20 protein-coding genes and 1 tRNA gene are annotated in these 22,646 nt (G+C 64.0%); 12 read left to right on the top strand and 9 right to left on the bottom strand.

Translation table 11 applies throughout. The annotated features are described in order from the left end of the window. Positions 1-30: 30 nt before the first annotated feature. Positions 31-1,920, top strand: coding sequence for a heparinase II/III family protein (locus tag PLAV_RS06710; RefSeq protein ID WP_012110215.1), 1,890 nt, complete (start codon positions 31-33; stop codon positions 1,918-1,920). 3 nt (positions 1,921-1,923) lie between these two features. Here PLAV_RS06710 and PLAV_RS06705 read toward each other — a convergent pair whose 3' ends face one another. Next, complete coding sequence (locus PLAV_RS06705) at positions 1,924-2,319, bottom strand: PaaI family thioesterase (protein ID WP_012110214.1); 396 nt, start codon at positions 2,317-2,319, stop codon at positions 1,924-1,926. A 185-nt stretch (positions 2,320-2,504) separates the two neighbouring features. On the opposite strand from PLAV_RS06705, the gene purH reads away from it, so the two are divergent. Further along, positions 2,505-4,118 (top strand): bifunctional phosphoribosylaminoimidazolecarboxamide formyltransferase/IMP cyclohydrolase, encoded by a 1,614-nt coding sequence (gene purH, locus PLAV_RS06700; RefSeq protein ID WP_012110213.1) that lies wholly within the window; start codon positions 2,505-2,507, stop codon positions 4,116-4,118. Between the two features lie 6 nt (positions 4,119-4,124). Here the strand turns inward: purH and PLAV_RS06695 are convergent, their stop codons facing one another. The 5 genes from PLAV_RS06695 to PLAV_RS06675 all read right to left on the bottom strand — a co-directional run bounded on the left by PLAV_RS06695 (position 4,125) and on the right by PLAV_RS06675 (position 8,511). Next, entirely contained in the window at positions 4,125-4,808 is a 684-nt protein-coding gene (locus PLAV_RS06695) for a TylF/MycF/NovP-related O-methyltransferase (RefSeq protein WP_012110212.1), read from the bottom strand. Between the two features lie 72 nt (positions 4,809-4,880). Further along, complete coding sequence (locus PLAV_RS06690; RefSeq protein ID WP_012110211.1) at positions 4,881-6,305, bottom strand: MFS transporter; 1,425 nt, start codon at positions 6,303-6,305, stop codon at positions 4,881-4,883. Continuing rightward, on the bottom strand, positions 6,302-7,780 hold the full coding sequence (locus PLAV_RS06685; protein WP_012110210.1) for an MFS transporter: 1,479 nt from the start codon (positions 7,778-7,780) through the stop codon (positions 6,302-6,304). The genes PLAV_RS06690 and PLAV_RS06685 overlap by 4 nt, the downstream gene beginning before the upstream one ends. A 92-nt stretch (positions 7,781-7,872) precedes the next feature. Continuing rightward, a complete protein-coding gene (locus PLAV_RS06680; RefSeq protein WP_012110209.1) occupies positions 7,873-8,370 on the bottom strand; it encodes a YchJ family protein in 498 nt (165 codons plus the stop codon). Between the two features lie 66 nt (positions 8,371-8,436). Then, positions 8,437-8,511 (bottom strand) — tRNA-Gly (locus PLAV_RS06675). 154 nt (positions 8,512-8,665) lie between these two features. Between PLAV_RS06675 and PLAV_RS06670 the strand changes: the two genes are divergently transcribed. Then, positions 8,666-9,214, top strand: coding sequence for a prolyl-tRNA synthetase associated domain-containing protein (locus PLAV_RS06670; protein ID WP_012110208.1), 549 nt, complete (start codon positions 8,666-8,668; stop codon positions 9,212-9,214). On the opposite strand, the gene PLAV_RS19625 is transcribed toward PLAV_RS06670, so the two are convergent. Then, positions 9,211-9,621 (bottom strand): DUF4345 domain-containing protein, encoded by a 411-nt coding sequence (locus PLAV_RS19625; protein WP_041535884.1) that lies wholly within the window; start codon positions 9,619-9,621, stop codon positions 9,211-9,213. The genes PLAV_RS06670 and PLAV_RS19625 overlap by 4 nt on opposite strands. A 184-nt stretch (positions 9,622-9,805) precedes the next feature. Here PLAV_RS19625 and trxA point away from each other — a divergent pair, with 184 nt between their 5' ends. Genes trxA through PLAV_RS06645 form a run of 4 tightly spaced genes read left to right on the top strand, consistent with a single transcriptional unit; the run spans position 9,806 to position 11,999 of the window. Continuing rightward, complete coding sequence (gene trxA / locus PLAV_RS06660) at positions 9,806-10,714, top strand: thioredoxin (protein ID WP_012110206.1); 909 nt, start codon at positions 9,806-9,808, stop codon at positions 10,712-10,714. 13 nt (positions 10,715-10,727) lie between these two features. After that, the gene (locus PLAV_RS06655; RefSeq protein WP_012110205.1) at positions 10,728-11,411 is read left to right on the top strand and encodes an LON peptidase substrate-binding domain-containing protein; all 684 of its coding nucleotides are present in this window, start codon (positions 10,728-10,730) and stop codon (positions 11,409-11,411) included. Positions 11,412-11,425: 14 nt separating this feature from the next. After that, complete coding sequence (locus PLAV_RS06650; protein WP_012110204.1) at positions 11,426-11,638, top strand: Trm112 family protein; 213 nt, start codon at positions 11,426-11,428, stop codon at positions 11,636-11,638. Next, positions 11,631-11,999, top strand: a complete 369-nt coding sequence (locus PLAV_RS06645; RefSeq protein WP_012110203.1) for a gamma-butyrobetaine hydroxylase family protein — start codon at positions 11,631-11,633, stop codon at positions 11,997-11,999. Before PLAV_RS06650 ends, PLAV_RS06645 begins: the two co-directional genes overlap by 8 nt. On the opposite strand, the gene PLAV_RS06640 is transcribed toward PLAV_RS06645, so the two are convergent. Beyond that, the gene (locus tag PLAV_RS06640) at positions 11,996-13,225 is read right to left on the bottom strand and encodes an FAD-dependent monooxygenase (protein ID WP_012110202.1); all 1,230 of its coding nucleotides are present in this window, start codon (positions 13,223-13,225) and stop codon (positions 11,996-11,998) included. The two genes, PLAV_RS06645 and PLAV_RS06640, sit on opposite strands and share 4 nt — an antisense overlap. A 95-nt stretch (positions 13,226-13,320) precedes the next feature. Here PLAV_RS06640 and PLAV_RS06635 point away from each other — a divergent pair, with 95 nt between their 5' ends. Beyond that, positions 13,321-14,676, top strand: coding sequence for an amidase (locus tag PLAV_RS06635; RefSeq protein WP_012110201.1), 1,356 nt, complete (start codon positions 13,321-13,323; stop codon positions 14,674-14,676). A 54-nt stretch (positions 14,677-14,730) separates the two neighbouring features. Here PLAV_RS06635 and PLAV_RS06630 read toward each other — a convergent pair whose 3' ends face one another. After that, entirely contained in the window at positions 14,731-16,947 is a 2,217-nt protein-coding gene (locus PLAV_RS06630; protein WP_012110200.1) for a PQQ-dependent dehydrogenase, methanol/ethanol family, read from the bottom strand. 388 nt (positions 16,948-17,335) lie between these two features. Here PLAV_RS06630 and PLAV_RS06625 point away from each other — a divergent pair, with 388 nt between their 5' ends. From PLAV_RS06625 to PLAV_RS06610, 4 genes are all read left to right on the top strand, one after another. Next, positions 17,336-18,670, top strand: a complete 1,335-nt coding sequence (locus PLAV_RS06625; RefSeq protein WP_012110199.1) for an ammonium transporter — start codon at positions 17,336-17,338, stop codon at positions 18,668-18,670. 373 nt (positions 18,671-19,043) lie between these two features. Then, positions 19,044-19,382 carry a P-II family nitrogen regulator gene (locus PLAV_RS06620; protein WP_012110198.1) on the top strand — a complete coding sequence of 113 codons (339 nt, stop codon included), beginning with the start codon at positions 19,044-19,046 and terminating at the stop codon, positions 19,380-19,382. Positions 19,383-19,482: 100 nt separating this feature from the next. Further along, entirely contained in the window at positions 19,483-20,790 is a 1,308-nt protein-coding gene (locus PLAV_RS06615) for an ammonium transporter (protein ID WP_215490380.1), read from the top strand. A 441-nt stretch (positions 20,791-21,231) separates the two neighbouring features. Next, a complete protein-coding gene (locus PLAV_RS06610; protein WP_012110196.1) occupies positions 21,232-22,485 on the top strand; it encodes an ammonium transporter in 1,254 nt (417 codons plus the stop codon). Positions 22,486-22,646: the final 161 nt, after the last annotated feature.

The following is a 22,646-nucleotide window of genomic DNA, read 5'->3' as shown; positions in this document are numbered from 1 at the left end:
GCAAACCACGTGACAGAAGGGCCGTCTTCCATGATCGAGACGCGGACCGGACGGGATGGAAGAGGAGCGGGGCCGCGCACGCGCCCGGCCCCGGGCAACCGCGCCATCGACCTTGCGGGCGCCGCCCTTATCCGCACCCGCGACGCCGCCCTCGCCCGCATCTTCAGCACCTGGGCCTATGGCCAGACGCTGCACGGGCAGATGCCCGACCACATGGTGCTTTATCCGCCGGAACTGCGGCCGGGCCGCGCCTCCGCCGCCGACGCCTTGTTTCAGGGCCGCTGGTTCCTGCCGGGCGGACAAGTGCGCGCGCCGGGCGGCTCCTCGCCCTTTGCCGCCGATCCGCCGAGCGAGAGATGGGCGGAGGAACTGCACGGCTTTTCCTGGCTGCGCCATTTCACCACCGCGCATGAAGCGAACAATGGCGACGCCGCACGCCAATATGCGCAGAAGCTCGTCGCCGACTGGATCGCGACCGAGGGCAACTGGCATCCCGTCGCGTGGCGGCCGCAGGTCATCGGAAGGCGGCTCATCTCATGGGTCGCGAACGGCGCGCTCATCATCGACGGCACCGAACTGGTCTATCGCTCGACGCTCCTGCGCAACATGGCGCGGCAGGCACGCCACCTCGCCCGCGTCGCCGCCATTGCCCCGGCGGGCGAACCGCGCATCACGGCCGCGATGGGTCTTGCCTTTTCCGGCCTCTGCCTGTCGGAAGGCCACAAGCGGCTGACAAAAGGCGTGCAGCTTCTCTGCCGCGAACTCGACCGGCAGATCCTCGCCGATGGCGGGCATGTGAGCCGCAACCCTTCGGCGCAGCTTTCGATCCTTCTCGATCTGCTGTCGCTGCGCGATGCGCTGACCGCGCGCAACATCGAGGTGCCGAAGCCGGTGCGCGACGCCATCGACCGGATGACGCCGATGCTGCGCTTCTTCCGCCATGGCGACGGCAGGCTGGCACTCTTCAACGGCTCGACCGAGGGGCCGGAAGGCGCGGTCGATGCCGCGCTCGACCGCGACGACACGAAGGGGAAACCCTTCGGCTTCGCGCCGCATTCCGGCTATCAGCGCCTCGCCGCGGGAAACGTGAACCTGATCGCCGATACCGGCACCGCGCCGCCCGGCGCCTATAGCCACGAGGCACATGCAGGCTGCCTTTCATTCGAGATGAGCGTCGGCCGCAACCGCATGATCGTGAATTGCGGCGCGACGAAAGTGCTCGGGCCCGACTGGGAGGCGGCGAGCCGCGCCACCGCCGCGCATTCGACTCTGGTGCTGAACGACACCTCCTCGGCGCGGATGCTGAAAGGGAAAATCTCACGCACCCTGCTCGGCCCCCGCGTGATGGAGGGCCCGGTCGAGGTCGAAAGCCGCCGCAACGAGAACGAGGCGGGTGTCTGGCTCGATACCGGCCATGACGGCTATGCGGGGCTTTTCGGCCTTATCCATCGCCGCCGCCTGTTTCTCTCGGCGACCGGCGAGGATCTGCGCGGCGAGGACATGCTGGAAACGGCCCAGGCGCGCCGCCGCCCGAAGCCCTGGAACCCGCTCTACTGGCACAAGGTGCCGGAAGACCCGGACTTCGCCATCCGCTTCCACATCCACCCCGATGCGCGCGTTTCGCTCGCCCATGACCGCAGCAATGTGCTGGTGCTGCTGCCGAACGGCGATGGCTGGCAATTCCGCGCCCGCTCCGGCGGCGGCGAATGCGAAATCGACATCGAGGAAAGCGTCTATCTCGGCTCCGGCGACACGACGCGCCGCGCCGAGCAGATCGTCGTGACGGGCCGCGTCTTCCGCGGCGAGGCGCGCGTCAACTGGGCCTGGCGGCGGCTTTCGACCCGCAATGCCGGGCACCCGAAACGCGAGGACGCGGAAGTGCCCGAACTGCCGGAGCTGGAATTTCCGGCGGGGGAGTGACGTCTAGCCCTTCTTCTCGGGCTTCAGCACCATCTGGCTCTGCGTGACGACGGCGCAGAGGCGGCCGTCGTTTCTGGTGATTTTCGTCTGCCAGACCATCAGCCTTCCGCCCTTGTGGAAGGCCTCGCAGGTGGCGATGGCGGTGTCGCCGAGCGGCACAGGGGCGAGGAAATTGGTCTTGCTCTCGACGGTCGTGGTGGAGGCGCCTTCGGGGAGGTTGAGGACGGTCGCAACCGCCCCCACCGTATCGGCGAAGGACATGATGGCGCCGCCATGCAGGATGTCCGGGATGGTGCAAAGCTCCTTGCGGACGGCGAGCCTCGCCACCACAAGCTCCGGTTTTGCCTCGACAATTTCGATCCCGAGAAGGTTGGCGAAGGGGAGATAGGAGATGTCCATGGGCTTGCTCTTTCCGGCAGGTTGATGAGGATGGGTGAGCCTAGCGGCCCGCCGCCGGTATTTCGATGACCTCTGAGGTAATGGAGGGGGAGCCAATTCATCGACGCCAGCTTGGCGCTTGCCGCCATTTCGTGCTATCGCCCGGCCCATCCCTCCCCTGCCCGCCAGACCGGAACCCGCGCCCCATGACCTCCTCCAAATCCCACCCCGAAGCCGCCGATATCCAGCGCGTCCGCCGCGCCCTCCTCTCCGTCTCCGACAAGACCGGGCTGATCGACTTTGCCCGCGCGCTGCACGGGGCGGGCGTTGAGCTGATCTCGACCGGCGGCACGGCGAAGGCGATCAAGGACGCGGCGCTGCCGGTGAAGGACGTGGCGGACCTGACGGGCTTTCCCGAGATGATGGACGGGCGCGTGAAGACGCTGCACCCGAAGGTACATGGCGGGTTGCTGGCGGTGCGCGACGACGCGGAGCACGCCGCCGCGATGAAGGAACACGGGATCGCGGGCATCGACCTTCTCTGCGTCAATCTCTATCCCTTCGAGGCGACGGTAGCGAAGGGTGCGGCTTACGACGAATGCGTCGAGAATATCGACATTGGCGGCCCGGCCATGATCCGCGCGGCGGCGAAGAACCATGCCTATGTCGGCGTGATCGTGGACGGCGCGGACTATGCCGCCGTGATCGAGGAAATCACCGGCAAGGGCGGCACCTCGCTCGTGCTCAGGAAACGCCTCGCGCAGAAGGCCTATGCGCGGACGGCGGCTTACGACGCGGCGATCTCCAACTGGTTCGCGAATGCCATCGGCGAGACGGCACCCGACTACCGCGCCTTTGGCGGCTCGCTGAAACAGACGCTCCGCTATGGCGAGAACCCGCATCAGGTGGCGAGCTTCTATGTGACGGGCGAGAACCGCCCCGGCGTGTCGAATGCCGAACAGTTGCAGGGCAAGGAGCTTTCCTACAACAACATCAACGACACGGATGCGGCCTTCGAACTGGTCGGCGAATTCGACCCCAAGCTCGCGCCCGCCATCGCGATCATCAAGCACGCGAACCCTTGCGGCGTCGCGACCGGTGCGACGCTGGCCGACGCCTACCGCAAGGCCCTGGCCTGCGACCCTGTTTCGGCCTTTGGCGGCATCATCGCCGCGAACCGGCCGCTTGACGGCGAGACGGCGGAAGAAATCGCGCGCATCTTCACCGAAGTGATCATCGCGCCGGAAGCGGACGAGGACGCACGCCGCATCATCGGCGCGAAGAAGAACCTCCGCCTGCTGATTACCCACGGACTGCCCGACCCCGCCACAGCCGGCCTCTTCTACAAATCGGTCGCGGGCGGGCTGCTCGTCCAGTCGCGCGACAATGGCCGCGTCGACACGCTCGACCTCAAGGTGGTGACGAAGCGCGCGCCGACGGCGCAGGAAATGGAAGACCTCAAATTCGCCTTCCGCGTCTGCAAGCATGTGAAGTCGAACGCGATCATCTATGTGAAGAATGGCGCCACCGTCGGCATCGGCGCGGGCCAGATGAGCCGCGTGGACTCAGCGCGCATCGCGGCACGCAAGGCGCAGGATGCGGCGGAGGCGGCCGGCGAAAAGACGCCCGCCACCATTGGCTCCGTCGTCGCGTCCGACGCCTTCTTCCCCTTCGCCGACGGACTTCTTTCGGCGGCGGAAGCAGGCGCGACGGCTGTCATTCAGCCGGGCGGCTCGGTGCGCGACGACGAGGTGATCGCGGCGGCGGACGAAAAGGGCCTCGCCATGGTGATGACGGGGATGCGCCACTTCCGCCACTGAGCAAGATCAGATCTTCACGATCTCCACCGCGACGCGGCCATGCAGCGCCGTGAAGGCGATGTAGCGGTATTCGACGCCATGCTCGGCGACGAATTCCTGCCACGCCCGAAACTCGTGTTTCTGCCAGTTCGGGTAGTTGAAATACTCGTCGAACTTGATGATCGTGCCGGGGCGGAGCCTGTCCTTCATCAGCGCGAGCACGTCGCGCGTCGATGAATAGATGTCGCAATCCATGTGGAGAAAGCCGACCGGATCGGGATGGGCGGCTTTCCAGACCGGGATCGTGTCGCTGAACCAGCCTTTGTGAAGCTCGACATTCTTCGGGACTTTCGGAAGCGTGCCGCCCCGGTCGAAGGTGCCGGCGGCTTCGGTGTGGCCCGACCAGTCTTCCGGCAGTCCTTCGAAACTGTCGAAGCCGTGAACCGTGCCTTTATGGACGGAGGCGATTTCGGCGATCGAGCCGCCATCGGCGACGCCGAATTCCAGCACCGCGCCCTCCGGCGCATGTTTCACGCAGTATTTCAGCATCTTGGCCGCATCTTCGAAGATGATCGCATCCGCCATATGCGCTTCCGCATAATCCGCCGATTGCGAGCGCGCGCGCATCTGCAATTCATAGAGAATATTGCGGGCGAAATATTTGTAATAGAAGCGGCGGATGAGCCGTTCCGACAGCGACTTTTTGGCCATGTAGCGATATCCCCCGAAAACGGCGCGGCAAGAAGCGATGGATAGCCTTCAGCCCGCGAAAGGGCAACCGGCTCAGTGAACCACGGCGGCCGAACGTTCTTCCTTCACCATGAAAAGACCGGCAAGGCCTATCAATATCAGCGGCACCACGACCATCAATCCATAACGCTGGTTCTGTGTCGCCTCGGTAACGATGCCGATGAGAAGCGGCGCGATCCAGGCCGTCGCCTTTCCGACCAGTGCGAAGAGGCCGAAGAACTCCGTCATCATTTCCCTCGGCGCGATGCGCGCCATCATGGTGCGGCTCGAAGCGATGACCGGGCCGACCATCATGCCGAAAAGGCCGACGGTGAGCAGGAAAAGCTGCTGCGGCAGCGTGGTGAAGGTGCCTGCATCGGCGGCGACCGGGATTTCGATCACATAGAAAATCCGGTCCCTGTCGAAGGAAAGAAGGATGAGGAAGGTGACGATGACACCGACAAGGGCGCGGATCAGCGTCTTCTTCGAGCCGATCTTGAGATCGACCCATCCGCCCACGAAAGCGCCGAAGGCCGCGAAGAGCGTGACCCAGATGCCGTAGACCGCCATCTCCATCGCGCCCCAGCCAAAAAGCGACGCCGCGAGAATGCCGCCAAAGACGAAGATCGCCGTCATGCCGTCATAAAAGAGCATGCGGGCAGCGAGATAGATGCCGACATTGCGGAAATGCTTTACGGATTTCAGCGTCTGCCAGAGACGGAAGAGACCTTCCTTCGCGGCCTGACGGCGGCTGAGGCCGCGCGTCTTCTGGTCCGGCACGAGAAAGAGCAACGGCAGCATGAAGATGAGGAACCAGAGGCCGGAGATCGGCCCGACGATACGGTCCGTCTCATGCGCTTCCTTCGAGAGGCCGAAAAGCGGCTCGTCCGGAATGAATGGCGCGCTGACCTCGCCCGGCAATTGCAGGAAGAGCAGCACGAGAACGAGCGCGACGATGGCCGCGAGCTGGCCGACGCCGATGCCGATGCCGGAGAGCAGACCGATGCGCCGGTCGGAGGCGATGGTCGGCAGCATGGCATTCGCGAAGATGATGGTGAGCTCCATGCCGATCGCCGCGACGACGAGCGCGATGGCAACGGGAAGCAGCGGCTGGCCCGGCACCGCGAACCAGAGACCGAAACAGCCGGCGGCGCAGAAGAGCGTGGAGAAGACGATCCACGGTTTGCGCGGTCCCGCCGCATCCGCCATGGCGCCGAGAAGCGGGCTCATCAGCGCGATGGAAATGCCGGCCGCCGCCTGCACATAGCCCCAATAGGCCTGGCCCTGAATGGGGTTCTCCGCCAGCACCTGCGTGAAGAAAGGCGGAAACAGAAAGATGGTGATGAGCGAGAAATAGGTCTGGTTCGCCCATTCGTAGAGCACCCACGCACCTTGAGCCCAGTTCGACGCCGGCTCCCCGTCCTGCGTGTCGTGCGGCGCCTGAAGTCCGGGCACAATGCCTTCGACGATGGGGCTCAATCGATTGCCTCCGCGCGTTCTTCCTTCACGAACATCATACCGGCAAATCCGATGCCGAGCAGCACGAGAATGGAGGCGAAGCCGAGACGCTGGCTCTGGAAATAATGCGTCGCCACACCGACGAGCAGCGGACCGAGAAAGGCCGTCGCCGTGCCGGAAAGCGCATAGATGCCGAAGAATTCCGACATCTTGGAGACGGGCGCGATGCGCGCGAGCATGGTGCGGCTGTTCGCATAGGCCGCCGTGATGCAGATCGCGATGATGAGGACGACGATCAGATACATGAGTTCAGGCAGTGTGCGGAAGAACGGCAGATCCCAGATCGGCGGCGCGGTGGCGGGATCGTAGGGGAGGAAGAAGAACATTTCCGTCGGCGTCATCGAGATCGCGAACACGAGCCCGATACAGGTGCCGCCGATCGAGACGAGGATGGCGCGCTTTGAACCGAACCTGTCATCGAGCCAGCCGCCGAAAAAGCCGCCCGCGACCGCGAAGACCGACAGCACGATGCCGTAGATCGTGAGCGTCAGCACATCCCAGCCGAAGACGCCCGCCGCATAGACGCCGCCGAAGACGAGCACCGCCGTCTTGCCGTCATTGTAGAACATGCGCGCGCCGAGATAGATCGCGATGTTGCGGTAGTGGCGGAGCTTCTTCACCGTGCCGACGACGGAGCCGATGCCGCGGCGGATGGCGGTGCCGACCGGCACGCCCTCGCCCTTCACATCCGGCGTCCAGAGAAGAAGCGGCAGCGAGAAGAGAAGCATCCAGACGGCGACGATGGGGCCGGCGACGCGGCTGTTTTCATGCGCCGCCGTGTCGATGCCGAAAAGTGGGCTGTCGGGGATGAAGCCCCACGGCACCATGCCCGGCAGCATGAAGGCCCAGAGCATGAAACAGAGAATGAGCAGCGCGCCCGCATTGCCGAGCGCAAGGCCGAGGCCTGAGAGAAAGCCGATCCGCTCATGCGGTGCGACGGCGGGCAGCATCGAATTGTGGAAGACGGCGGAGAATTCGAAGGCGACCGCAATCAGCACGATGAGCGCGGCGATGGTGAGGATGGAAAGTCCCTCGCCGCCGGGCAGCGCCCACCAGAGCATGAAGATCGCCGGCACCATGACCGCGATGAAGAAGGCGATCCAGGGCTTGCGCTTGCCGCCCGTATCCGCGATGGCGCCGAGCACCGGCCCGAGACAGGCGATGAAGAAACCGGCGATGCCGTTGATGTTGCCCCAGATGGCCTGGCCGCGAACCGGATCGCCGACGACGGTGCTCGAGAAATAGGGGGCGAAAATATAGATGGTGATGAGGATGACGTATGGATTGCGGGCCCATTCGAAGATTGCCCAGCTCCACTGGCCGAGCCCGTTTGCCGCATGATCGCCGGTGGCGGAGAGAAGTTGCGCGCTCGCCTGACCCGGCACCTGCACGCGAACCGGCTCGTCACCGGCAGTCTTGTCGACGGCACCCACCATGAAAACTCTCCCCCGCAGCACTCATACGCCCTCTTGAATCGGGGCTGGCGCAGTGGAGCATGAACCGCCGTATCAGGGAAGTATCGGCGCCCTCACGCCGCGATGCCGCAGCACTTCTTGTATTTCTTTCCCGAACCGCAGGAGCAGGGATCGTTGCGGCCGATCTTTTCGACCTGGCGGGGACGCACGCCCATGATGCCGTCGACATACCACCAGCGGCCGTCCTGGCGCTTGAAGGTCGCCGTTTCGTGATGCACACGGTCGGCGCCGTCCTGCCGGTAATGGGCGACGAATTCGACGACGCCCTTGTCTTCGCCCGGACCGCCGCCTTCGGTGTGGCGAACCTCGAGGCCGGTCCATTCGCTGGCGGCGGCCCATTCGGCGGCGCCCTTGCGGTCGAAATCGTCCCGCGTGCCGGGCAGCAGCGTTTCCTCGAGATAGCCGATATTGCCGGTGGCGAAGGCCGAATAGCGCGAGCGCATCAGCGCCTCGGGCAAGGGCGGCAGTTTTGCGCCAGTGAGATAGGGCTCGCAGCAGCTCGCAAAGGCGAGGCCGGAATTGCAGGGACAGGCGGCGGTACCTGAAATCATGAAAACACCTCTCTCATCCCCGGACGGTCACAAAGAAAAAGCCGCCTCTCGGGCGGCTTCGAAAATTGGAGCGGGCGAAGGGATTCGAACCCTCGACCCCAACCTTGGCAAGGTTGTGCTCTACCCCTGAGCTACACCCGCATCCGATGACGGCAGCCGGAGCCCCGTCCTTATGAGGGCCGTGTTATGACCCATCGCCCGGCCCTTTGCAAGGGGGAGATGCGGCGGGAAATGCGAGGGATTTCGCCCGGGCCGGGCTTGCCGGGCGGGCCTCTCCCATGCGAGGAAAGCCGCCATGTCCGACACCCCCTCCTCACCGCCCTTCCATACCGGCGAAGCCTTCCTCGCCTGGCTCGACCGGGCGGGGATCGGCCATCAAACGCGCCATCATGCGCCTCTCCACACCGTGGAGGAGGCCGAGGCCCACCGGGCCTCATGGCCGGACGCCGAGCGCGAAGGCGCCTTCTGCAAGAACCTCTTCCTGAAGGACAAGAAGGGCCGGCTTTTCCTGATCGTGACGTTGGAGGCGCACGAATTGAAGCTCAACCGGCTGTCGAAGCCTGTCGGCGGGGCGCGGCTCTCTTTCGGCAATGCGGACCTCCTCTGGGAGATGCTGGGCGTACGCCCCGGCTCCGTGACGCCTTTCGCGCTGGTGAACGACCGCGAGGGCAAGGTGACGGTGGTGCTCGACGCGCCGATGCTGGAGCATGAGCGGCTGCACTACCATCCGCTGGAAAACACCGCGACGACGGCGATTTCCCGCGAGGACTTCATAAAATTCCTGGCGCTGACCGGCCACGAGCCGCTGATCATCGACCTCGTGGCGGCGGCGGAGGGAGACTAGCGCCGGCCGAGCCGCGACAGCCAGAACACCAGCACCGGCATCAGCAGCAATTCGGCCGCCAGTGAGCCGATAATCTCGTTCTCGAAGACAACGTCCATTTCTGGTGCCGAAAACCGCGCCAGACCGCCGATGAAGATCGCCGCGAAAATAACCGTCAAGGCCTGCCGGTATTTCACCGGATCGGTGACGGCAAAGAGCATGAAGAGGCCAAAGCCCACGAAAAGCCCGCCGAAAAAGCGGATGTGATTGTCGATCAGCAGATATTGGGCCTCATCCGTCACCGCGAGGAAAGGCCGCTCGCCGAGCCAGCTCATGGTCGGAATGCCGCCCAGAGCGACGTTGAGGCCGAGAAAAATCACCAGCGCGCCCGAAAGCGCGAGTACGACCCTGAAAATACCTGCAGACATCGGCGTCCCCCCTGATATTGCCCATGAAGCTCTTATGTGTGGAGCCGCCGGGCGCTTTGCCAGCCGCATCACAAAGATTTTGCCGATTTCTTGCGCGGGCCGGGCGGGCCGGGCTAAACCATTGCTTCCAAAGGAAGCCGCTCCATCTTTATCGGAGCGGCACAGATAAAAGGCCCGGACTGGCATGGAACCGATTATCGGAAACGACGCCGCCCTCGGCGCGGACGACCTCATCGTCGATACGACGACGCAGACCTTTGCGCGCGACGTGATCGAAGCCTCGCGCGATGTGCCCGTTATCGTCGATTTCTGGGCGCCCTGGTGCGGCCCCTGCAAGCAGCTCACCCCCGTGCTGGAAAACGCGGTGCGGGCGGCGCGGGGCGCGGTGAAGCTCGTGAAGATGAACATCGACGACCACCCGGCGGTCGCGCAGCAACTCCGCATCCAGTCGATCCCGGCGGTCTATGCCTTCAGGAACGGCCAGCCGGTGGACGGCTTCATGGGCGCGCTGCCCGAAAGCCAGATCAAGGCTTTCATCGCGCGGCTTGCGGGCGATGTCGGACCCTCGCCTGCCGAGGAACTGATCGAGATCGGCCGCGAAGCGCGCGAGGCGGGCGACCTGTCGCAGGCCGCGCAGGCTTTCGCGCAGGCCGCGCAGGAAGAGCCGGGCAACCCTGCCGCCGTCGCGGGGCTCGCGCGTTGCTACATCGAGGCGGGCGATCTCGACCGCGCGAAGCAGACGCTGGCGCTCGTTCGCCCCGACGCCCGCAACGACCCGGAAATTGCCGCCGCCGAAGCAGCACTTTCGCTGGCGGAGAAGGCGGGCGACCTCGGCGATGTCGGCGAATTGCAGGCGAAGGTCGAGGCCAATCCGAAAGACCACCAGGCACGCTTCGACCTCGCGCTCGCACTCAATGCGCGCGGCGACAAGGAAGGCGCGCTCGACCAGCTTCTCATCAGCATCGAATATGACCGCAACTGGAACGACCAGGCAGCCCGCAAGCAACTCGTCGAGTTTTTCGACGCTTACGGCCCCAAGGACGAAGCGACGCTGAGCGGCAGGCGCCGGCTGTCGTCGATCCTGTTCAGTTGACCGAAAGAGAATTATGACGCTCACGGAGCAATATAGCGACACTGCCGACCTGCCGGGGGTGCTCCCCGTTTTTCCGCTGGCGGGCGCCATATTGCTGCCGCGCGGACAGCTGCCGCTCAATATTTTCGAGGATCGCTACCTGAAGATGGTGGACGACGCCATTCGCGGCGACCGCATCATCGGCATGGTGCAGCCGGACGGCGACGAGGCGATTGCCGCCTCGCAGATAGAGGGCAAGAAGCCGCCGCTCTGCGCGATTGGTTGCGCGGGCCGCATCACCTCCTTCGCGGAGACGGGCGACGGGCGCATTGTCATCACGCTGACGGGCATTGCGCGTTTCCGCATCACGGGCGAGCTGCCCGCCATGACGCCCTACCGGCAATGCGAAGTGAGCTGGGATGAATTCGCCGACGATCTCACGGCGGGTCACGACCAGGACAAGGTGAGCCGCGAACGCCTGCTGGAAATCCTGAAGGAATATCTCGACACGCATGGCCTGCAGGCCGACTGGCGCGCGATCCGTCTTTCCTCGAACGAAACGCTGGTGAACTCGCTCTGCACGATCAGCCCTTATGGGCCGCGCGAGAAACAGGCGCTGCTTGAGGCGAAAACACTCGAGGACCGCAACCAGATGCTGATCGCGCTGACCGAGAAGGCGCTGCGCGAACTCACCCCCGGCGATGCGACCGTGCAATAAGGAAGACCGAACTCATGAGCGAAACACAAGACACGGCCCGCGCACCGAAAATGGAAGTGGACCCGAAGCTTCTCGAAATCCTCGTCTGCCCGGTGACGAAGACCACGCTGCGTTACGACCGCGAGCGGCAGGAACTGATCTCCGAAAAGGCCCGCCTCGCCTTTCCGATCCGCGACGGCATTCCGATCATGCTGACGGACGAGGCACGCTCGCTCGACGATGAGTGACGCGGGCGCCGCGCCCTGGCCGACCGGCATCAAGCTGAAAAAGGCCGAGCGCATTCTCGAAATCGCATTCGATGACGGCGTGAGCTTCGCGCTGCCCGCCGAATTGCTGCGCGTGGAAAGCCCTTCCGCCGAGGTGCAGGGGCATGGCGGCGCGCAGAAGAAGACCGTGCCCGGCAAGGCCAATGTCGCCATCGTGACGCTCGAGCCTGTCGGCAATTACGCGGTGAGGATCGTCTTCGACGATGGCCACGACACCGGCCTCTATACTTGGGAGACGCTCTACCGGCTGGGCCGGGACAGCGAGAAAATCTGGACAGACTACATCACGGCGCTGGAGCGGCAGGGGCTGAGCCGGGACTAAACCGTCTCGTCCTTCAGGAGGCGCGGCAGATCGCCGACGACGCCGCCGGCATGGCGCATGAAGAAGCGCCGGGCGGGGCCGATCTGCTGGACGATGCCGAGTCCCAGATCCCGCGCAAGGCGGACCGGGCCGATATCGTTCGAGAAGAGGCGGTTGAGCCCGTCCATCAGCAGGGAGAGCGCCACATTGTCGAAACGGCGCCAGCGCTGGTAACGCTCCAGCACGTCGAGGGCGCCGATATCGAGGCCGAGCCGCGCCGCATCGACCACGACTTCCGCCGCCGCCGCAACATCGCGAAGCCCGAGATTGAGCCCCTGCCCCGCAATCGGATGAATGCCATGCGCCGCATCGCCGATAAGCGCGAGGCGCGGGCGCACATAATCGCGCGCGAGCTGCAGCGTCAGCGGATAGGACCAGCGCGGACCCGTGGGCGCGCAAGCGCCGAGATAGTCGCCGAAGCGGGCACGCATCTCATCCGCGAAGGCTTCATCGCCAAGGGCGAGGATCGCTTTCGCATCCGCCGTCTTCTCCGTCCAGACAAGCGAGGAACGGTTGCCGACCATGGGCAGGATCGCGAAAGGGCCGCCGGGCAGGAAATATTCCTGCGCCACACCCTCATGCGGCAATTCATGCTCGACGGTGCAGACAATGCCGGTCTGGCCGTAATCCCAGCCGACCGTCCTGATGCCCGCCGCTTCGCGCGTCGGCGAGTTGCGGCCATCGGCGGCGAAGCAGAGACGCGCGGTTACCTCTTCGCCATTGTCGAGCGTGGCGGTGACGCGCGCGCCATATTCGACATGTTTCACGAAGCGCGGCGCGATGAGGCGAATGAGCGGCTCCGCTTCGACCGCTTTCTGCATCGCGATCCGGACATGCCGGTTCTCGATCAGATTGCCGAGCGGCTCGGCGCCGATTTCCTTGTGATCGAAATGGAGGAAGAGCGGCGAGGCACCTTCGCGCACCCGCCCATCCGACACCATGATGTCGTTGATCGGCTGCATCTGACCCTCGAGATGAGCGGTGACACCGAGGCTGTCCAGCATCCGGCAGGAGGCAAGCGCGATGGCCGAGACGCGGCCGTCGAATGCCGCATCCGTGACGGTCGCGGGATCGAGCGCATCGATGACCGTGACCGAAAGCCCGCCCTGCGCGCAGGCGAGGGCAAGCGGCAGGCCGGAAAGGCCCCCGCCGACAATCAGCACATCGCTATCCGGTGCATTGCTCATGAAAGGGAAGATCGGTCGTAAGCCCGCCCAAGGCAAGCGCCGGATGGACGCAGGCGCGCCCTATGCCTAGTCTTCGGCGAAATAAGGAGCGGCAAATGGATTTCGGCAACATGACGGCGCGGGCGCTGGGCGACCTTTTTGAGCGGGGGGAGGCCGATCCGCGCGACGCGACGGAAGATTTTCTCGCCCGCGCGGCGGCGGCGGACCCGGACCATCGCATCTATGTGCGCCTGCTTGAGAAACGCGCCCGGGCCGAGGCGGCCGCGGCGGCGGACCGGGCGAAGCGGGGCCTGCGCCGCCACGCGCTGGACGGTGTGCCGCTTTCATGGAAGGACCTCTTCGACACTGCGGGCGCGGCGACGGCGGCAGGCTCACTGCCGCTGAAAGACCGGGTGCCTGCGCGCGATGCCGAAGTGCTGGCGCGAGCGACCCGGGCGGGCGCCGTCTGCCTCGGCAAGACGACGATGACCGAGATCGCCTTTTCAGGCCTCGGCATCAACCCGAAATTCGGCACGCCGGCCAATGCATGCGACGAGAAGATCGAGCGCGTGCCGGGTGGCTCGTCGGCGGGTGCCGCGGTTTCGGTCGCGCGGGATCTGGCGGCGGGCGCCATCGGCACCGACACTGGCGGCTCGGTGCGCATTCCCGCCGCGTGGAACGGGCTGGTCGGGCTGAAAACGACAAGCGGATCTCTGCCCCTCACCGGCACCGTGCCGCTATCGCCGACATTCGACACGGTAGGGCCGCTCGCAAAGGACGTGGAAGACGCCGCGGCGATGTTCGCCTTGCTTGAAGGGAAACAGGCGCGCGCCATCGAGCCCTTCGATCTCTCCCGCGCGGTTTTCATGCTTCCGGGTGGCATTGGCTGGTCGGAACTGGAAGAGGGCGTCGCCGCCGCGCTTGAAGGTGCGATCCGCCGCCTCGTTCATGCCGGCGCCAGAATAGTCGAACATCCGCTCCCCGAGCTCGACGAGGTGCACAGGCTTGCCTGGGACCCGAAAGGGAGCCGTCTCGTCGCCGATGCCTATGCGCAATGGGGCGAGATGCTCCAAGCCAACGCGAACGACATTTATCAGCCCGTCCGCGACCGCGTGATGGCGGGCGAAAGGCTGATGGCAGGCGACATCATCCGGGCGGATATGGAGCGCGCCGATATTCGCGCGCGCTACCTCGCGGCGACGGCGGGTGCCGATGCAGTGCTGATGCCGACAGTGGCGATTTCACCGCCGCCGATCGCGGCATTGATCGATGGCGGCGAGGCCTATGGCAAGGCGAACCGCATGGCGCTCCGCAACACGACGATGGGAAACCAGCTCGGGCTTTGCGCGATGACGCTTCCTGCCGGCTATGACGGGCAAGGACTGCCGGTTGGTCTGATGCTACAGGCTGCTCCGTTCACGGAGGAAAAGCTGCTCCGTGTCGGTCGTGCCGTGGAAAAGGCTCTGCACTAGAAAAGAAAAGCCCCGGAAATTTCGTTCCGGGGCTTTCTCGATCAAGGCAGCGGATCAGTTCGTCGGCTGTTGCCGCGCCCGGTCCTCAAGCGCCCGCTTCTGCACATAGGAGAGGATCGCATCGACATCCTCTTCCGACAGATGGTCGGCGAAGCTCGCCATTCCATTATCGGAGAGAATACCGCCGCGCACGATATCCTGAATGTGTTCGCGCGTGCTTTCGCCCATGCGGCGCAGATCGGGCGTGACACCCGGCGACACGGCAAGTGCGCCGTGGCAGAGCATGCAGTAGGTCGAATAACCAATCTCGCCCTGACGCACGGTTTCTTCGGAGGCGGTGAGCGGCGGCCATTCCGGGATCGACTGGTCGAGCATCGCAAGCTTCGGGAGCACACCGCCGCCGCCGAGCTTGAACGTGAGCAGGCGGCCCTGATTGCCGTATTTCGCTGCCGCCGATGTGCGCGCATCGCCGGAGACGATGTTGACGCCGCCCCAGCCTGCGAGCACCGCGATGTATTGTTCGCCATCGACCAGATAGGTGACGGGCGGCGCGACGATGCCGGTCTGGATATGCTGCGCCCAGACCTGTTCGCCCGTATCGGCCTTGTAGGCATAGAGATAGCCGTCCGCCGTGCCCTGGAAGACGAGATTGCCCGCCGTCGCCAGCACGCCGCCATTGAGCGGCGCCGGATACTCGGCCTGCCATTCGACTTCGCCTGTCGCCGGATTCCAGGCCTTGAGATAGCCCTTCTCCATCGGCAGTTCCGGCAGCGCGTTGATCGCGTCGATATAGTCGGTCCAGTCGATGCCGGTGTTCCACCAGTTCTCTTTCGGCGTGAACTTCTTCTCGGTCTTCCACTGTTCGCTGAGCGAATAGATGCCGGCAATGTCCTGCGTCGGGATATAGACGAGGCCGGTGCCGGGATGGAAAGCCATGGGGTGCCAGTTATGCGCGCCATTCGCGGAAGGCAGCACGAAGGCCGTGCGGTCGCCATACTCGCCCTCTCCGGTTTCCACCGGACGGCCCGTCTCCAGATCGACATGGCTCGCCCAGGTGACGGTCGAGAACGGGTTCGCCGAGATGAGCTTGCCGGTTTCCCGGTCGAGCACATAGAAGAAGCCGTTTTTCGGCGCCTGCATGATGACCTTGCGGGGCTCGCCGCCGATTTCGATGTCGGCAAGCATCAGGGGCTGTGTCGCCGTGTAGTCCCAATTGTCGCCGGGCGTCGTCTGGTAGTACCACTTCATACGGCCGGTCTTCGCGTCGAGCGCCAGGATCGACGAGATATAGAGATTGTCGCCGCCTCCGGGCGAGCGGATCTCGCGCGTCCAGGGCGAGCCATTGCCGGTGCCGACGAAGAGCGTTCCGGTTTCAGGTTCGTAGACCATGGAATCCCATGCGGTGCCGCCGCCGCCGACCTTCCACCATTCGCCGCCCTTCCATGTCGGAACGGCTGCTTCCAGTTCGGGATGTTCGAGCGGCAGCGAGGGATCGCCCGGCACCGTATAGAAGCGCCAGCGCTCTTCGCCCGTCTCGGTGTCGTAGGCGGTGATGTAGCCGCGCACGCCATATTCGCCGCCGCCATTGCCGATGACGACCATGTCGTCGAAGACGCGCGGCGCGCCGGTGATGGTGTAGGGAGCGCCGGGGATTGTGTTCACTTCCCAGACGACCGAACCGTCCTTCGCGTCGAGCGCGAAAAGACGACCATCGAAACTCGCCACATAGACCCGGCCCTTCCAGACCGCCACGCCGCGATTGACCACGTCGCAACAGCCATAGCGGCCCCATTCGCCGGGTACTTCCGGATCGAAGCGCCAGAGCTCTTCGCCCGATTTCGCATCGACCGCGATTGTGATGCCCCAGATGAGCGACATGTACATGGTGCCGTCGACGACGATCGGCGTCGCCTCGAGGCCGCGCGCCGTGTCGGTGTCGAGAGCCCAGGCGAGCGAGAGCTGGCCGATATTTTCAGGCGTGATCTGGTCGAGCGGCGAGAAACGCTGCTCATCATAGGTGCGGCCATGGGCGAGCCAGTTGCCGGGCTCCTTGTCCGCATTGATGATGCGCTCCGCATCGACCCCGACGGCGCCTTCGATCCTGTCGGCCTCGATGGGCGCCGAAGCTGCGGGCGCTTCGACCGCCGGCGGCGCTTCCGCCACCTGCTCATCCTCGCCACCGCCCACGAATTGCCAGCCGATAAATCCGGCCAGTACCAGCCCCGCCGCTGCATTAACCGCAACGGGCCACATTTTCCCTAGATCCGCCATGGCCTCCCCATCCCCTCATAAGGCGCTCAAGCCGCGCTTTTCTGTTTTGCGGAGCTTTGCTCCGGCTTTTTCAAACATTAGCCGAAGCCCCGAAGGCGGGAAACCCACCCCATACCTCGGCCATCCGCAAATTAGCCCGCCCTCGCTCCATGACTCACACGGGGCATACAGCCTATATTTTGGGCAAAGTTTGAAAACTGCTCATGGAATTGGCGAAAATAGTCGTGTTTGCCGCCGGGATTGGCAGTCTCTGCCCGGATTTTCCCGCAATTTCAGCGAGATAGCGCCGACGGCCCTGCGCGGCACGCTTTTTGAGATGCAACCGCCCAAGCGCCGGGGCGATGCCCGCCGGGGAGACGGACACACGGCGCATCATGGAGAGAAACGGATGACCGACAACTTCAGATTCAAGGCGCTTGTCCGCAGTGGCGCTGCGGGACTTGCGGCCTCCTTTGCGTTGCTTGCAACAGCAGGCAGCGCCTTTGCGCAGGAAGAAGCGCCAACGCTCAATTCCGGCGACACGGCATGGATGCTCACGGCCACCGCGCTGGTGCTGCTGATGACCATACCGGGCCTCGCCTTGTTCTATGGCGGCATGGTCCGCAAGAAGAACGTCGTCGCCATGACGGCGCAGAATTTCGCCATCGCGGCCTTGATGTCCGTGATCTGGATGGTGATCGGCTACTCGCTGGCCTTCCAGGATGGCGGCTCGATGAATGCCTATATCGGCGGCCTCGACCGGCTCTTCCTGAGCGGCATGGGCGTCGACGAGATTTCGGGCACGATCCCCGAAAGCGTCTTCATGACCTTCCAGATGACTTTCGCGATCATCACCCCCGCCCTCATCACCGGCGCCTTCGCCGACCGTATGAAGTTTTCCAGCATGCTGGTCTTCATGGCGCTCTGGCTCGTCTTCATCTACGCGCCGATCTGCCATTGGGTATGGGGCGGCGGCTTCCTCAGCGAAGACGGCGTGCTCGACTTTGCCGGCGGCACCGTGGTGCACATCAATGCCGGTGTCGCGGGCCTCGTCGCCTGCCTCGTGCTCGGCCCGCGCAAGGGCTTCGGCACCGAGAACATGGCTCCGCACAATGTTGTCCTCACCATGGTCGGCGCTTCGCTGCTCTGGGTCGGCTGGTTCGGCTTCAACGCTGGTTCGGAACTCGCAGCCGATGGCCGCGCCGGCATGGCGATGGCGGTCACGCAGATCGCGACGGCCGCCGCCGCGCTCTCCTGGATGTTCATCGAATGGATCGTCCACCGGAAGCCCACGCTGCTCGGTCTTGCCACCGGCGCCGTGGCGGGCCTCGTTGCGATCACCCCCGCTTCGGGCTTCGTCGATCCTTCCGGCGCGCTCTGGATCGGTCTCGCCGCGGGCATCATCTGCTTCATTGCCTCGACAAGCGTAAAGAAGGCGATCGGCTATGACGATGCGCTCGACGTGTTCGGCGTGCATGCCATCGGCGGCATTGTCGGCGCCGTCCTGACAGGCGTGTTCGCGTCTGCCGCGATCACCGGCGCCGACGCGCCGCTCGGCGGCCTTGAGGGCAACTGGGCGCAGGTCGGCATCCAGATTAAGGGCATCGTCGCAACAATCGTCTATTGCGGCCTCGGCACCTTCGTTCTGCTGATGGTGACAAAGCTCTTCTTCGGCCTGCGCGTCACGCCGCAGGAGGAAGTCGAAGGCCTCGACATCAGCCAGCATGGCGAAGTGATCCAGTAGGCTCTTCCATACTCAAAGCCAAAGGGCGCTCTTCGGAGCGCCCTTTTTGTTTACCCGTTCACCGTGCGGCCAGGGTCGCTCCGTGGACTGACCGATCGCGAGGCGGCTGCACAGAAATTGTGCATAGCAAAGCCCGGCAGCGGGCAACCGCTCCGCCGAAGCATTCACACGCACACAACATCTGCTGGAAACGCCGGTAAAACCGCGCTGTTCCGCCACTTCCGGGGCTTCTTTCGCGCGGCACGGTTCTTGATTGTAAGCTGACGCCTGCGCCCGGACGATTGCTTCTTCGCGGATGAAGAAGCGCCGGAACCGGGCGAACAACACGTCGGCGGGGCGAGGCCTATCCGGCGGCAGAAAAGAGGAAACTCAAATGAAGCTCGTTATGGCGATCATCAAGCCATTCAAGCTGGACGAAGTCCGTGAAGCGTTGACCGCAATCGGCGTCCAGGGCCTGACCGTTACCGAAGTGAAGGGCTACGGCCGTCAGAAGGGTCAGACCGAAATCTATCGCGGCGCGGAATACGCGGTGAACTTCCTGCCAAAGCTCAAGATTGAAGTAGTCGTTGCGACCGACCAGACCGACGCCGTGGTGTCCGCGATCAGCGGCGCCGCAAAGACGGGCCAGATCGGCGACGGCAAGATTTTTGTAATTTCCGTCGAGCAGGTGCTGCGTATCCGCACCGGCGAAACGGACGCGGAAGCTCTTTGATCCCTACACGGATCAAGAACCTTCTGTGAAATGGGGAAGGCAACCCTCTAACGAGAGAGGAACGATGACCAACACTGGAAGATATATACGGTTGGCGGGGATGGCGGGACTCGCCACACTGGCCTTGGCGGCTCCTGCATTCGCGCAGGAAGTCGAAGAAGTGGCCGAAGAGGCCTTTACTCTGAGCGCACCGGAAACAGCATATATTTTCAATACATTGCTGTTTCTGATCGGCGGCTTCCTCGTTATGTGGATGGCCGCGGGATTCGCGATGCTGGAAGCCGGCCTCGTTCGTTCCAAGAACGTTGCCATGCAATGCACGAAGAACATTTCGATTTTCTCCGTTGCGACGATCCTCTACTACCTCGTCGGCTACAACCTCATGTATAGCGGCGTTGACGGCGGCTACTTCGGCAGCATCGCGCTCTGGGGCGTCGATGATTCCGGTGGCGTCGCAAGCGACGGAACGGGTTATGCGGCAGCGTCCGACTGGTTCTTCCAGGTCGTGTTCGTTGCCACCGCCGCATCGATCGTGTCGGGCACCCTGGCCGAGCGCATCAAGCTCTGGCCGTTCCTCCTCTTCACCGTGTTCCTGACGGGCTTCATCTATCCGATCCAGGGCTCCTGGCAGTGGGGCGGCGGCTGGCTCAGCGAACTCGGCTTCTCCGATTTCGCCGGTTCGACCATCGTGCACTCCACGGGCGGCTGGGCCGCGCTGATGGGTGCGCTGGTTCTCGGCCCGCGCATTGGCAAGTATGTCAAGGGCGGTGGCGTGAGCCCGATGCCCGGCTCCTCGATGCCGCTTGCAACGCTCGGCACCTTCATCCTGTGGCTCGGCTGGTTCGGCTTCAACGGCGCCTCCCAGCTCGCCATCGGCACGGTTGCCGACGCACAGGCTGTCTCGACCGTCTTCATCAACACGAACATGGCTGCCGCTGGCGGTGTGGTCGCGGCGATGGTCCTGACGCAGCTCCTCTACAAGAAGGTCGACATCACCATGGCGCTGAACGGCGCTCTGGCCGGTCTCGTCTCGATCACAGCTGAGCCGCTTGCTCCGACCCTCGGTTGGGCCCTCGGTATCGGTGCGATCGGTGGCGTGATCGTCGTCCTCACCGTTCCGCTTCTCGACAAGCTCCACATCGACGACGTGGTGGGCGCGATCCCCGTCCATCTCTTCTGCGGCATCTGGGGCACGATGGCGGTTCCGCTGACCAATGGAGACACGAACTTCGCCGCACAGGCGACGGGCGTCATCTCCATCGGCATCTTCGTAGCCGTGACGAGCCTCGTGCTCTGGCTCGCGCTGCGCTTCACGATCGGCATCCGCTGCTCGGAAGAGGAAGAGATGATGGGACTCGACAAGGCCGAGATCGGTGTCGAGGCCTATCCGGAGTTCACGGTTCGCTAACGGCCGTCTCTCCAGGGCGGAGGTTCCTGTTCCCTCGGGGCCTCCGCCCCTCCCACAGCCGCCATCTCCTTGCCACCACTTCGGAGATGGCGGTGATACTGGAGCCCGGAGATTTATCTCCGGGCTCTTTTTTTATCGGCCGCGGATCTCGCCATGCCCGCGTCATTGCATAAAAAATGGGCCTACTGCCTCAATATGGCGGTCAATAGATAGGCAGCGAGTTTCGCGCCAAAATGCCCCTTCGTGAACATTCTTCCATAAGTCATTGATCTGCCATGCCTCGTACATGGGCACGCTCGTGGCATGCCTCTTGATTGGGCAGTACGCTGAAGAATAAGGCCGTCCCTGCGCCAAAGCGGAGAAGGCGGCCACGTCCGATGCCGGCAAGAACTCAAAAATCCGGCACGGGCGACCCCGGTGGCAACGAAAGGGAGATCCCCGATGGATCCGATTGAAAGCGCGGGCGCTGGATTGAGCGCCGGCGGAGACGTGTTTTTTATTCTCATGGGCGCCATTCTTGTCTTCGCCATGCATTCCGGCTTCGCTTTTCTCGAAGTCGGCACCGTGCGTCACAAGAACCAGGTCAATGCGCTTGTAAAAATTCTCGCCGATTTCGCTATCTCGACGATTGCCTATTTCTTCGTCGGCTATGCGGTGGCCTATGGCGTCGATTTCCTCGTCAGCGCCGCCGAACTGAACGGAGCGACCGAAGGCTCGGAATACGGGCCACAAGGCCTTTCGCTGGTGAAGTTCTTCTTCCTCCTCACCTTTGCCGCCGCGATCCCTGCAATCATTTCCGGCGGCATTGCCGAGCGCGCCCGTTTCTGGCCGCAGGCAATGGCGACCGCCATCATTGTCGGCCTCGTCTATCCCTTCTTCGAAGGGCTGGTCTGGAATGACAATTTAGGCATGCAGGACATGCTGGAGGAGACATTCGGCGCTCCTTTCCATGATTTCGCGGGCTCGATCGTCGTTCACGCAGTCGGCGGCTGGCTGGCATTCGGCGCGGTCCTCATGCTCGGCCGCCGCAATGGCCGCTATACGAAAGAAGGCAAGCTTGTCGGCTTTCCCCCCTCCTCGATCCCGTGGCTCGCGCTCGGATCCTGGCTTCTCTGCATGGGCTGGTTCGGTTTCAATGTGATGTCCGCCCAATCGCTCGAAAGCGTTTCGGGCCTTGTCGCGCTGAATTCGCTTCTCGCCATGGCGGGCGGCATCATCGCTTCACTCGTCGTCGGGCGGAACGATCCAGGCTTCATACACAATGGCGCCCTGGCCGGCCTCGTGGCCGTTTGCGCGGGCTCCGACCTCATGCACCCTCTCGGCTCCCTGGTCGTTGGCGCCGTCGCGGGCGCCCTTTTTGTGGTGATGTTCGAAGCCTGCCAGCGCCGCTTCAAGATCGACGACGTGCTGGGCGTCTGGCCGCTTCATGGTCTTTGCGGCCTCTGGGGCGGCATTGCGGCAGGCATCTTCGGCCTGACCGAGCTAGGTGGTCTTGGCGGGGTGAGCTTCCTCAGCCAGCTCGTCGGCTCATTCGCCGGCGTCGTCTATGCCGGCATCGCCGGTTTTGCCGTCTATGGCCTCCTGAAGGCCGTTGTGGGCATCCGGCTGAGCGCCGAGGAAGAGCACCGGGGCGCCGACCTCTCGATCCATCAGATCGGCGCCAACCCGGAGACCGAAGTCTCCCCGGGCCGGTAATAATCAGCCGGAGCGGTCGCGCGGGCCGCTCCGGTTAACGTCCGGTTAAATATTTGCTTCCAATTGTGTGGATAAGGCGCGGGAATTCCACAGCTTTTTCCACTGGCCAAGGCGGGCCGGCCTACTGGACCGCCTGCCCGCTCACAGCTAAGATCGCGCCG

This window comes from Parvibaculum lavamentivorans DS-1, from assembly GCF_000017565.1.
Classification (GTDB): Bacteria; Pseudomonadota; Alphaproteobacteria; order Parvibaculales; family Parvibaculaceae; genus Parvibaculum; species Parvibaculum lavamentivorans.
Note: the sequence above shows the minus strand (reverse complement) of the source record. Positions and strands in the feature narration are given on the sequence as shown.

Excerpts from the sequence above, each read along its gene's own strand:
- PLAV_RS06645 (WP_012110203.1), top strand. The coding sequence starts at position 11,631 with ATGAGTGACGCGGGCGCCGCGCCCTGGCCGACCGGCATCAAGCTGAAA.
- PLAV_RS06680 (WP_012110209.1), bottom strand. The coding sequence starts at position 8,370 with ATGATTTCAGGTACCGCCGCCTGTCCCTGCAATTCCGGCCTCGCCTTT.
- PLAV_RS06685 (WP_012110210.1), bottom strand. The coding sequence starts at position 7,780 with ATGGTGGGTGCCGTCGACAAGACTGCCGGTGACGAGCCGGTTCGCGTG.
- PLAV_RS06630 (WP_012110200.1), bottom strand. The coding sequence starts at position 16,947 with ATGGCGGATCTAGGGAAAATGTGGCCCGTTGCGGTTAATGCAGCGGCG.
- PLAV_RS06695 (WP_012110212.1), bottom strand. The coding sequence starts at position 4,808 with ATGGCCAAAAAGTCGCTGTCGGAACGGCTCATCCGCCGCTTCTATTAC.
- trxA (WP_012110206.1), top strand. The coding sequence starts at position 9,806 with ATGGAACCGATTATCGGAAACGACGCCGCCCTCGGCGCGGACGACCTC.
- PLAV_RS06625 (WP_012110199.1), top strand. The coding sequence starts at position 17,336 with ATGACCGACAACTTCAGATTCAAGGCGCTTGTCCGCAGTGGCGCTGCG.
- PLAV_RS06610 (WP_012110196.1), top strand. The coding sequence starts at position 21,232 with ATGGATCCGATTGAAAGCGCGGGCGCTGGATTGAGCGCCGGCGGAGAC.
- PLAV_RS06655 (WP_012110205.1), top strand. The coding sequence starts at position 10,728 with ATGACGCTCACGGAGCAATATAGCGACACTGCCGACCTGCCGGGGGTG.
- PLAV_RS06650 (WP_012110204.1), top strand. The coding sequence starts at position 11,426 with ATGAGCGAAACACAAGACACGGCCCGCGCACCGAAAATGGAAGTGGAC.
- PLAV_RS06615 (WP_215490380.1), top strand. The coding sequence starts at position 19,483 with ATGGCGGGACTCGCCACACTGGCCTTGGCGGCTCCTGCATTCGCGCAG.
- PLAV_RS06705 (WP_012110214.1), bottom strand. The coding sequence starts at position 2,319 with ATGGACATCTCCTATCTCCCCTTCGCCAACCTTCTCGGGATCGAAATT.
- PLAV_RS06635 (WP_012110201.1), top strand. The coding sequence starts at position 13,321 with ATGGATTTCGGCAACATGACGGCGCGGGCGCTGGGCGACCTTTTTGAG.
- purH (WP_012110213.1), top strand. The coding sequence starts at position 2,505 with ATGACCTCCTCCAAATCCCACCCCGAAGCCGCCGATATCCAGCGCGTC.
- PLAV_RS19625 (WP_041535884.1), bottom strand. The coding sequence starts at position 9,621 with ATGTCTGCAGGTATTTTCAGGGTCGTACTCGCGCTTTCGGGCGCGCTG.
- PLAV_RS06670 (WP_012110208.1), top strand. The coding sequence starts at position 8,666 with ATGTCCGACACCCCCTCCTCACCGCCCTTCCATACCGGCGAAGCCTTC.
- PLAV_RS06640 (WP_012110202.1), bottom strand. The coding sequence starts at position 13,225 with ATGAGCAATGCACCGGATAGCGATGTGCTGATTGTCGGCGGGGGCCTT.
- PLAV_RS06710 (WP_012110215.1), top strand. The coding sequence starts at position 31 with ATGATCGAGACGCGGACCGGACGGGATGGAAGAGGAGCGGGGCCGCGC.
- PLAV_RS06620 (WP_012110198.1), top strand. The coding sequence starts at position 19,044 with ATGAAGCTCGTTATGGCGATCATCAAGCCATTCAAGCTGGACGAAGTC.